This window comes from Streptomyces sp. NPDC086989 (genome assembly GCF_044745505.1).
Classification (GTDB): domain Bacteria; phylum Actinomycetota; class Actinomycetes; order Streptomycetales; family Streptomycetaceae; genus Streptomyces.
The window spans coordinates 1-11,805 of sequence record NZ_JBIVAL010000045.1 but is presented as its reverse complement, the minus strand read 5'-3'; the positions used below and the strand labels follow the sequence as shown (position 1 = coordinate 11,805).

The 11,805-nt window shown below is 67.6% G+C and carries 3 protein-coding genes; all 3 read right to left on the bottom strand.

All coding sequences use genetic code 11. From position 1 onward, the window contains the following. Window positions 1–301: 301 nt before the first annotated feature. Entirely contained in the window at window positions 302–853 is a 552-nt protein-coding gene (locus tag ACIPK4_RS39815) for an SMI1/KNR4 family protein (RefSeq protein WP_402322784.1), read from the bottom strand. Between the two features lie 15 nt (window positions 854–868). Beyond that, on the bottom strand, window positions 869–11,143 hold the full coding sequence (locus ACIPK4_RS39810) for a LamG-like jellyroll fold domain-containing protein (RefSeq protein ID WP_402322781.1): 10,275 nt from the start codon (window positions 11,141–11,143) through the stop codon (window positions 869–871). Window positions 11,144–11,565: 422 nt separating this feature from the next. Then, window positions 11,566–11,703, bottom strand: coding sequence for a hypothetical protein (locus ACIPK4_RS39805; protein ID WP_402322778.1), 138 nt, complete (start codon window positions 11,701–11,703; stop codon window positions 11,566–11,568). Window positions 11,704–11,805 lie beyond the last annotated feature (102 nt).

Genomic DNA, 11,805 nt, shown 5'->3' with positions numbered 1-11,805 from the left:
ATACGAACGCAAGGCTGAACACTTCCTCGCCTTCGTCGGCATAGCCGCGGCCCTCATCTGCCACCGCCGCCTCACCAAATGAAACGACGTCTTAGTGGCCTTCGATGCCTTGCAGGCCAAGGGCCGTACGCTACGCCGACCGCAGAACCCGCCTGGAGTCCCTCCTCACGGACCATGCGCGCGGACTATCCCTCCCTCATGTATTTCGGGATCCTGCTGCGGCCGGCATAGAGGAAAACGCACAACGGTCCGCCCGGAGAGCCGGGCGGACCGTTGTCTGCTTTTTGTGGCGGGCGCTAGGTCAGGTGATGCCCCCCTCTCGAGTACGGATGAATCGTGCTTGCTCTAGGCTGGAAAGCCGACGTGTGCTGATGGGGAATTTTTCGAAATCTGCGCGAAGCAATTTTACGAGGAATTCGCTCATGCTGCAAAAATGAACGGACCAGGAAGCCTCGTCGCGAGAGAAAACCGCCAAAGGCCAGTCGTCTGGGTTCGTGCTGCAGGTGAGCCAGCCCAGAATGTCGGCCTCGCTGGTTTCGCCCCAGATGAGTACGTCCTCGAGCCGGTATTTTTGAGCCGCAACCTCGTCAGCCCATTCATGAGCTTCAGGGAATTCCAAGACGTGATCCGGGAGTCTGTCTACGCACCGAGCCATTGGGTCGGGTGCAGCGATCGGAATGGTGATCCAGAGTGTCTCTTCGATCGACCCCTCTCCAAAAACTGCGACGAACTCCTTGTAGTCGTCCGGGAACTGGAAGCCGTACTGTTGCTCAACTTCGCCCCAATTGACCTGGTCGCCCCCCTCGCTTCTGGCGACCAAGAGTTCTCGCAGCTGCGCGACGAAGCTGTCCATGCTGGATCCTCTCATCTACCGGGCGTCCCATTCATCTGTTCCGCGGACGGGTACGGGGCCGGTCTGGTTCGATACGCGGCCCAAATTATGCCATTCGCCTGTTCGGAGGCCGTAAAACGTATTGGGTATGTCGTTGTTGATGTGGAGACCGGGTGATCCGTCGGCGTTCCATCCGTCCGCCTGCATTTTGAAGGCGTACGGTACAGTCCGGGGGCCTTCGTACAAGGGGGTCACCTTATAGTGCACGACCTGCCCGGCGTTGACTGCCTTCTTCACCTTGCTTTCGTAGGTGAGCATGTTTGGCGTCTGTTGCGGCGCGCGTCTGTCGATGGTCCAGGCGTTCGCCTGCCGACTGCAAGTGACGAGGTTCTCTGCTCGGGCGTCGCCCGTCAAGTCCTTCGCCAGCAGGTGGCACGCATTCACCCAGATCGAGCTGGGTTCATTGCCGAAGTCAGCCATGTAGTCCTTGGCCCATTGGTGACCCGGAGGGTCGAACTTTCGGTCCGTCGAGTTCTCATCCGTTTTGTTGTTCGCAAGGAAGTGCTTGTCCAAGCACGCTTCCACGCCCGTGGGACGATTGCCATAAACCGTGTCCACGCGGTCCCACTCACGCCACCCGCTGCCGAACCTGCGGCAGTCTTGGCTGTTGCGCGTATCTGCAGCCGTGCCCTGGCCACCAGGGTTGGTGGAGTCGAGCACGGTCGGTGTCAGAGCGGCTATGGCGAGCGCGTCCAGGAGTGCTTGGCCCCCGACGGTGATCGTGGTAGCGGCAGCTGTCGCTGCGGTGCCTGCGATCGAGGTCAGCGTGGCTATCGGTGCGCCGAGGTTCGGTGCCGGGAGCGGGTGCGGTCCCCTGTAGACGTTGGGCGGGGGCGGCGGCGGAGCCGGCGGTGCGACGGGCTTGGGTCGGGTACGGCCAGGTCCACTAGGTCCGCGCGGGGGGCTCGGTCGATAGCGAGGCGGGTTCCAATCGCCGCCACCGCCACCGCCACCGCCACCGCCACCGCCGGAGGGTGCCCAGGGCCCACTGCCACGGCAGCCCGACAGCCAGGGTGCAAGCGAGCACTCCGTGTACCTGGGCCGTTCCACGTAGCCGGGGCACAGGTACTGCGAGAAGCGCATGTCGCCGCAGCGATTACCACTTCCGCCGCTGTTACTGCCCGCAATGAAGGCCTCATAGAAGACGCACAAGGGCGATGCCTCGAGCTTGAGCCAACCCAGCTTGGAGCGCCCGGGCTTGAAGCAGTCTTGGACCAAGTGGCCGGTGGGGTCGGTGCCGTTGAGTGGGCTTGCGTTGGCGTAGGTGTAGCGGTTGGCCTGGGTGGAGGGGTTGGGGTCGAGTTGCCAGGTGTCGCGGCTGGTGAAGCCTCCGGTGCCGGGCTGGTACCAGCGGGAGGCCATGTTGACTTCGCCGGTGGTGTTGTCGGTCCAGCCGGACTGGTAGCCGAGGTTGGGGCTGGTGCCGTTGCTGGCGGTGACCTTGCCGGAGGCGTCGTAGGCCTTGGAGGAGGCGACGGTGGTGCCGTCGGGGGTGAGGCTGGCGACGAGGTCGGTGTGCTGGTCGGTGACGGCCAGGCGTGCCGAGCCGGGGGTGGCGGTGGTGGCGCTGGCTATCAGGGCGCCGCCGGGTGTGCGGGTGTAGGTGGAGGTGGCGTCCTTGACGAGGTTGTTGGAGCCGCCGTCGTAGGCGAAGGCGGTCCCGTTGTGGGTCATGACCCGGTCGAGTGAGTCGTAGGTGAAGGTGCTGGTGCCGTTGGTGATGGTGCGTTCGAACGCGTCCGACTTGATCTGGCGGCTTGTGCCGCCTTCGGTGACGGTCTGTTCGGTGCCGCGGGCGCTGTAGTCGAAAGTCTGGCCGCCCCAGGCCGTAAGGCGGTTGCGGGAGTCGTAGGTGCCGGTGGTGTCTCCCTTCTTGGTGAGGTTGCCGGACTTGTCCCACTCGTAGCCGGTGGTGGTGGCGCCGGTGGTTTCGGAGGTCATCCGGCCGGCGAGGTCGTAGGCGTAGGTTTCGGCGCCAGCTCCGGCGGTTCCGGTGGTGGTCTTCTTCACCAGGCGGTCGTCGAGGTCGTATTCGTAGGCCGTACCCGCGATTCCTGCGCTGGTTGTGGTGTTCTTGACGCTGTCGTCCGCCAGGCGGCCGAGGGCGTCGTAGACGTAGGAGCGCTTCGCGCCGATTGCCCACGTGCCGCCGGCGGCGGGGCGTGCGTACTCGTCTGCGGTCAGCCTGCCGGCCGCGTCGTAGTAGTTGCGCACCTGGGTGCCGGTGAGCGGGTCGGTTGTCGTGTTGAGGTGGCCGGCCAAGTCGTAGGCGAAGCCGGTGGTGCCTGCGGCGTCAGTGCGGGCGGTCATCTGACCGTCCGCGTCGTAGGTGTAGGACGAGGTGCCGCCGGGACCGTCCGTGGACAGGACCTGGCCGCGGTCGTTGTAGGTGTAGGTGTTGCCGGCGAGGACCCCGTCTCCGGCGACGCCGGTCAGGCGGCCGGCCAAATCGTAGGAGAGGGAGCGGGGCCGGGTGGCTGCGGCGGTGCCGGAGCCGGTCTCAGCGGTGAGGTGGCCGAGGGTGTCGTATGTCTTGTTGCGCTTGACGCTGCCGGGCAGCAGTTCGGTGATTACCTGGCCTGCGGCGTCGTAGACGTTGGTCCAGGTGCGGCTGCTGAGGGCCGGGTGCTGGGTGGTGCTGGGTTCGATGGTGGATTCGGGCAGGCCCCAGGTGTTGAAGGTGTAGGTGGTGGTCTTGCCGCGGCCGTCGGTCAGGCGCGTGCGGTGGCCGGACGCGTCGTAGCCGAAGGTCGTGGTGATGGAGTCGGTGGCGGTGACAGGTTCGACCTGCGTGGTCATCCGGCCGAGCGCATCGTAGGCGTACGTGCGGCGGGTGCCGGTGGCGGAGACGGTTGCGGTGACGTTTCCGTCGTTGTCGTACTCGGTGGCGGCACTGCGCAGTGCGGTGGTGCCGGTGCCGTAGTCGGTGACGGTGGTGGGCTTGCCGAGGACGTCGTAGGCGGTCGTTGTCTTGCGGCCGGTGGCGTCCTTCGTCTCGGTGGGGCGACCGAGGCCGTCGTAGGTGTTCTGGGTGACGCCACCCAGCGGATCGGTTGCTGTCAGGACCTCGCCCGCGGTGTTGTAGGTCGCCGTGGTGCGGCGGCCGGCGGGTGTGGTTGAGGCGGTCTGGTTGCCGGCGTCGTCCCAGGTGTAGCGGGAGACGAGGTTTTGCAGGGTGGGCCTGCGCTCGACGGTGGTGGCGGTGAGCTTGCGGCCGAGTTCGTCGTAGGTGGACTCGGTGCGGGCCCCGGTCGGGCCGGTCGCGGAGAGCGGCAGACCGGTGGGGGTCCAGGTGAAGCTGGTGACGCCGCCGCCGGACAGGTCCGTGTTGGTGCCGTTCAATGATGCTGTACCGGGGGCCTGGAGGCCTTGGGCGCCGGTCGCCGGGTCCGTCTTGCGGATCAGGTTGCCGAGCTGGTCGTAGCCGTAGTAGGTGGTGCGGCCCAGCGGGTCGGTGGTGGAGACCTGGTTGCCGAGCCTGTCGTAGGCCTGGCGCGTGACGGCAGTGATGGCCGTGGCGGCGCCTGGCGGGGTGTAGCCGGGCAGGGTGAGGGCGACCGGGCGGCCGAGCAGGTCGGTCTCGGTCTTGGTGACCTGCCCGCGCGGATCCCGTGCGTCGGTTGCTTCGCCGAAGGTGTTGTAGCCGGTGAGGGTCTTGGGGCTGACGGCGGTAGCCGCACCGCCGTTCTCTTCGGCCTGCACCTGCGGCGCGGTCGTCTCGACCGGACGGCCGAGTTCGTCGTAGCGGATGGTGGTGGTGTTGCCCCTCGGGGTGACCTGGGTGAGCGGCATGCCGCGCTGGTCGAAGGTGGCCGAGGAGACGCGAGTGGTGGTGCCGTCGGTGACGGTGTTCTTCTTCGGGTTGCCTGCCTGGTCGTACTCGGTGGTTGTGGTCAGCTTCTTGCCGAGGTCGTCGATCGACTGCGTCTGCGCGGTGACGCGGTCGCCATCGTCATAGGCCGCGGTGGTGACCCGGTTCAGCCCGCTCGGGTCGAACACCATGCGGGTCACACGCCCGGTGGCGTCGAAGGTGTTGACGGTGGTGCGGGCGCCGCCGGCTGTCTGGGTCAGGGTGTTGCCCGCGCCGTCGTATGTGGCGGCGGCCAGGACGATGTCCTTCTTCGTGCCGTCGGACTGGGTGACAGCCTTGGCCGTCGTGGTGGCCTTGAGCCCGTCGTCGTAGTAGGTGTAGGCGGTCGTGGCGCCCATCGCGTCGGTGGTGAAGGCCAGTCGGCCGGCCGGGTCGTACGCGTTGGAGACCAGAGTCAGGTCGTGCGTCTGCCCGGAGGGGTCTCCCGTCCAGTCCTTGAGGACCGATGCGGCGAGCTGGCCGCGCCGGGTGTAGGAGTGGGTAGTGACGTTTCCGGCGGGATCGGTTTCACGGGTGACGCGGCCCAGCGGGTCGTGTACGAAGGTCGACTCGTTGCCGGCGGCGTCGGTGGTGCTGTCGTTGAGGCCGACGGCGTCGTAGTGGTGGGTGCTGGTGCGGGTCGCATCACCGCCGGTGGTGTCCTCCTGGGATTCGGTCAGCAGCTGGCCGTCCGCGTCGTAGGTGCGGCTGATGCGGGCAGTGTGGGTGACGCCGGTGACCTCGTTCTTGACGCCCGGGCCGGTCTCGGAGGAGATCCGGGACATGGCGTTGTGCGCGTACGTGGTCGTCACGCCGGCGGGGAAGGCATCCGAGCTCTGCGTCTCGGAGGTCTTGCGGCCCAGCCCGTCGTAGCCGTACGTGGTGATGAGACCGGACGGCGAGGTGGCCTGGGCGACGTCGCCGTTGGCGGCGTAGGCGTACCGGGTGGTCGCGCCGTCGGTGTCCTTGACCGTGGCGACCAGGCCGGCCGGGGTCGTTCCACCGCCTGCCGCGGGCTCGGTGCCCGTGGTGTAGGTGGTGGTGCGGGTGCGGCCGTCGGCGAGGGTGACCGTGTCGGGCAAGCCGAGTGCCGTGTAAGAGGTGGTGGTTCGGTAGCGGTTGTCCTCCGGTCCGCTCGAGCGGCCATCACGGACCGCGATCGGCTTGCCGCCACGCGGGTCCAGCGGGTCGGCGTCGTTGCTGTAGTACTCGGTGAACGACGTCCAGCAGGAGTCGGCGTCGCGGCACGTCGTGGTCGAGACGGTGTGCCCGCGCTCGTCGTGCCCGGTGATGACGGCGTGCCCGTTGGGGTCGGTGACCGTGTGCAGGAAGCCGCCGGTGTCGTACGCGTACGTCGTCAGGCCGCCGTCGGCGTCCGTCGTGGCGCTGCGGCGCTGGCCGCGGACCGCGTCGAAGGTGCTGCTGGTCGTCACGCCGACGGGGTCGGTGACCGTGACGGTCGAGGACAGCGAGGAGCTGCTGGCCTGGGCGCGGGCCTGGTAGTGGGCGTTGACCTGGGCGGCGCTCAGGGGTCGCGGGTAGACCGCGACCTCGTCGATGCTGCCGGTGAGATAGCTGGGGTTGCCGGGGCTGGCGGGCCAGCCGTAGGCGTAGCCGGCGCCGATGTAGGTGCGCTTGTTGGCCTGGTGGTTGATCGGGCTGGTCACCACCTGCGCGGCCTGGGCACCGTCCAGGTAAAGGGTCTGCGTGCCTCCTCGCACGGTGATGGCAGCGTGGTGCCACTGGTCGTCGGTCACTGTGGTGGCCGAGACGTTGGTGGCGTTGGTGTTCGGTGTGTAGTACTGGCCGTGGAGCTTGTTGTCCGTGCCGACGTACAGGACCGGGGTGAAGGTGCTGACGCCCGGGTCGGGCAGGGTTCGTTCCTGATCGCTGTAGAGGACGCCGGGCTTGGTGGTCTTGAACCACAGCTCGACGGACAGGTCCGTGGTGGACATGCCGATCGGGGGCAGTTCGGCGTAGCCGTCGCCGTCGAAGCGGGCGGCCGTGCCGTCACCGATGCCGAACGCGCCGGCCGTGCCGAGGGTTGCCTTGGTGTAGGTGCCGGTGCCGCCGGTTGCGGCGACCTTGTTGGTGACCTGGGTGCCGCTGGTCTCGTCCAGGCGCCAGTAGCCGGAGGGGGCGTCGGCCAGGACGGTGCCCTGGTACTGGGTGCCGTTGCCGGCGACCAGGCGGTTGCGGGCCTTGTAGTGGTCCGCGATGGTCTGGGCGTCGAGCTCCTTCGAGTAGAAGGCGGCTTCGTCGAGCTGGCCGTTGAAGTAGCGGACGCCGTTGGCCTGGCCGTCCCAGCCGGAGCTGGAGAAGCCGGCGCCGAGGTAGGCGTAGGCCATCGTCTCGGGCTTGACCACGCCGGTCTTGGACCCGATCTTGGCGCCGTCGAGGTAGAGCGACTGGCCGGTGGCACCTCCGGTGATCACGACGTGGTGCCACTTGTTGTCGGTGACGGTGCTTGCGCCCATCACCGGCCAGGAAGTGGTGCCGTCCCACAGGTGGCCGCGCAGCTTGCCCTCGCCGTCGATCAGCAGGCTCGGGTTGTACATGGCGGGCGTGGTGTTGGTGACCTCCACGTTCTGCAGACCGAGGAGGACTGCGCTGGGCTTGTCGGTGCGGAACCACATCTCGACCGAGAGCGCCGTGGCCCCGGCCAGGGATTCGGCCGGCACCGCGATGGCGCCCTTGGCGCCGTCGAGGGTCACTGCGCCGTCGTCGCCGTCGTAGAAGGCTCCGACGCCGCCGAGGGTGACGCCGTCACGGTAGGAGCCGTTGCCGCCGGTGGATATATCATCGGCCGCGGCCGCGCCGTTGGTGTCACCCAGGCGCCAGTAGTTGACCGGCCCCGTCGCTCGGACGGCGTTGGCATAGGCCTGGGAGCCGGCCGCGTAGCGCGGCGCGGAGATCTTCCAGGTGCCGCCGTTGTTGTCGGTCACCTCGGTGGCGCGCTCGGTGTCGGCGTCGTAGAGCGCCGTGTTGGCCACGCGGCCGGAGGGCAGAGTTGTCTTCGACAGCTTCGAGGCTCCGGTGCGGGCCGCGTAGTGCGCGCGCACCGCCCCGGGATCCATGGCGCGGTGGTATACCGCGACCTCGTCCATCGAGCCCTTGAAGTAGCGGGTGGTGTTCGCGCCGCCGCCGTCCCAGCTGTCGGAGGTGAAACCGGCCCCCAGGTAGGTGAAGGTCTTCACCGAGTGAGTGACCGGCCCGGTGCGGCTGCCCAGAGGCTGGCCGTCCAGGTAGAGGGTCTGGCTGGTGCCGGTGCTGGTGAGCACGGCGTGGTGCCAGGCGCTGTCCGTGACCGGCGCCGCAGAGGCGATCGGGGTCACGTAGCCGTTGGAGACCTCGAAGGCGCCACGGAGCTTGCCGGCCGCATCCACGGCCAGGACCGGGTTGTAGTGGCCGGGGCCACCCGAGCCGAGCGCCACGTCCTGGAAGCCCAGGAGCACCCCGCCGGGCTTGTCGGTCTTGAACCACATCTCGACCGACAGGACGGTCGAGGAGGCAAGCGTGGTCTGCGGCAGCTCGACGTAGGCGTTGGTGCCGTTGAACGACACTGCCTTGTTCCCGGTGCCGGCCAGGACACCGGCCGTGCCGAGGTCGACGTCGCGGTAATGGCCCGTGCTGATGCCGTTGCGGGAGACGGCCTCGCTCTGCGCTGCCTCGCCTTCGCCCTCGTTCAGCCGCCAGTAGCCGACCGGGCCGGCGTCCTGGACCATATTGCGGTACTGCGATCCGGAGGTGTACTCGTACACCGTGCACGCGGTCGCTGACGACGGCGGGCAGACCTTCGTCAGCAGATCACCGGTGTACGTGTACGACCACACCAGGGCAGGCGCCGATGGCCCGACCGCATCCGTGGACACGGAAGCGACATGAGCGCCACTCCATGCGAAGGTCAGCGAACGCTGCGAGAGGGCATCGGTGGCCTTGGACAGCTTGCCCGCCGTGTAGGTGAGGAGCTGCTCGCGCCCGTTCCCGTCCTTGATCTTTGTCAGCAGACCGCTGGCGTCGAACGTGAACAGCGACGCGGTGGCGTCCCGCAGGGTCCAGCCCCCGCCGCTCACTGCGGTGAGCTGTCCCATGGAGCCGGACGGGGCGCTGTAGGTGCCGTCGCTGTTCTTGCCGAACCGGACCTGGCTGCCGTCAGCGAGGGTGATCACTACGCTGCCGTCGGGCTCGGCCAGGGCACGCATGTCCCACCGCGTGGCCCAGCCGGCACCGAAGGCACTCGAGGTACTCGGGTCTTGCGAGTTGTAGGTGCGGGTGACCGCGAGCTCGGGTCCCGCCGCGTTCACGGAGGCGTCCCGCGCCGAGGTGGCGAAGTTCCCTGACCGCTCGTCGAAGCCTCGTCCGCTGTCGGTACCGCCCAGGTGGGAGGTGATGACAGGCTGCGGAACCTGCATGTTCAGCAGCGAGGGTCCGGGACGGGCGGACTGGTCCTTGCTGTCGCTGGCATACGCGTACCAGGCGTACGCCTTGCCCCAGCTGAGCCACCCGGCCGGGACGGTCCAGCTCTGCGAGGCCGAGGACGGGCTGGTGCGGCAGTTCTGCCGCGTGTTCTGCCCGGCTACCTCGCAGACCTCGAACTGGTAGGTCAGCGCACCCGGGTACTGGTCACGGTCCGTCGCCGACGCCCACAGCGTCGGCGTGAGCGTGTCGGGGACGGCGCCGCTGGGTGGCGACTCGGCCGTCAGCTGTGGAGGGATGTTGACCGCGTCAACCTGAAGCCCCGCACCCGGCACGCCCTCGTTCACAAAGGTCGCCGTGCCGTAGTCGTCCATGGTCCACACGAGCGTGTACCGAGCGGGGACCAGCGGGGCGATCTTCGCATCGAGCGTGATCGTGTCACCCGGAGGCACATCCCGCGGCATCGGCGTCCAGCGGACCTTGTCCGCACCGCTGATCGGGTTGCCGGAGGCGTCGTAGAGCAGGTAGCGCAGCTTGTAGTTGCTGTTCGCGCCCCACGTCTGCTGGCCCTGGTTGGTGACGGTCACCTTGAAGGTGCCCTCGGTCGTAGCCGTCATCGGCTGCACGAACTGCCCCAGCTGGTACGCGGCCCCGTACTTGGTCCAGGTCACATCGAGGCTGGGCTTGCCGTTGGGGTAGTTGTCCGACCCGAACTGCTTCCACGCGTAGGAGTCCGTCGTGGACGCCTTGATGGCCAGCCCGTAGTTCGGCTTGCGGTTGTGCGTCCAGTCGTCGACCAGCTGGCGGCCAGCGCCCTCGAGGTCGATGGCCTCCCAGGCCGCATCGCCGCACGGGTAGCTGGTCTGACCGGCCGGCCGCCAGCCGTGCGTGAAGCTCTTCGATGCCAGTGCGTCACCCGTGGCCGGGCCGGGCCACGAGGACGTCGACCCCTCGGACCAGTTCGAGGTGATGGCGTGAACGGTGACCGGGCGGGCTGTGCACGAGTACGACCACGTGTTGAAAAGCTGCAGTTTCGCGTTGACGATCCACGCGTTGTTCAGCGAGCTCAGCCCGTCGAAGCGCAGGAACGACGCTGCCTTGTTGTCGCCGCCGTTCGAGGTGCCGACCTTCAGCACGGTGTCGCTGGAGAAGTTCTGGTTGTACGGCGACTGCACGTAGGTGCCGGCGGTCGCACCGCTGCGGGTGACCGACGGGTCGACCTTGACGGGGAAGACCCGCTCAGGAGCCGACAGCCACTTCTTGTCCAGGTCGACGACGAGCACCTGACGCCCGTGCTCGCGCACCAGGCTGTAGGTCACCCCGGACGACAGAGCACCCTGGTTCGTGTTCTCAGCCCGGTGGGAGTCCTCCATCCAACCGGCGGGCATCCACGCCTGCCCACGTCCGCTCCCGTCGGCGAAGACGACGCCGCCCTGGCCGTCGAGCTTCGCGCTCAGGCCTTGCAGAGCGAGCGGGAACCGCCACTGCGTCGGTGCATCGGCGCTCTTGAGGATCAGCGACTCCTTCACGGAGTCGCTACCTGCGATCAGCTCTACATCGGCGGACTTCCGGACGTCCGGGTAGGTGATCACGCTGCCGGTGGCCTTCCCCGCCGCGTGCGCCGCACCTTCGATCCCGTAGGCGACCGCACCGCTGCCCTCCACGCCCAGGCGGACCAGCGACGGCTCATCGGCATAGGACGAAAAGCGCAGCTGCTCCTGCGTGGAGCGCGCCTGCCAGCCGGAGCCGGCCCCTTCACCGCCTGGCGACGAGCTCTGTCCGGCAGGCGACAAGCCGGTGTCGATGCTTTTCCACGAGCCGTCCGGCGAACGGAAATTGACCGGCTCGTTGTAGAAGCGCGTGGTGTAGGTGCCGTCCGTGTTCAGGAACGTCCGCCCGCGCTCGGTGCGCTTGTCCGCAACTTCGCGGCTGGACTTCTCCTCGAACCCCGTCGGCTGCACCGGCGCCGGAGCAGGAACCTTCACGAACGGCACCTTGTAGGGCGCCGCATCTCCCAAACGCAACGGAGGCGCCGAGCCGTCAAGGGGCAGCTCGCCGCGCCCCTTCAGAGCGCCGGAGCGACCGCCGGAGGCAGCAGCATCCGTCGCGCTGCCGGCAGCGCTGTGCCGTCGGCCTTGTGCGGATCCCCAACCTTGCTTTGGTCTCTCACCGGCACCAGGTCCGTATCTCGCGGTGACCCACTTGTTCACCGCCCAGGCCGCCTGCTCTGTACCTGCCAGAACGGCCATCATGAATGCCACTAGAAGAACCAGTGGTCGCGCTGTGCGCACGGATATCCCCCACATAGACGATCAGTTCGCTTGTCCTATCCGTTCGCGAGGCGATGTCACAACATGTGACCAAAAGCCGACGCGATCGAACTGAACAACCGTCAGGCCAAAGATGATCATTGATCCTGATATTTCTGCACAGAAAGATCTTGTAAGTAGTCTTCCTGCGTGGTGCAGATCACGCCCCCTGCTGAACCGCGCAGACGCGCTGCAGCGCAGCGCTGGCCGGCCGCAATCGACAGCAGCTGACGCATGAGTGGGTGATGGGCGTCGTGTGATGTGCACTGGGTGTGCGTCATGGGTTTTCACTGGCGCTGGGCTGGGGCGCAGCGGTACGGGGGTGTCGTTGTGCTGGT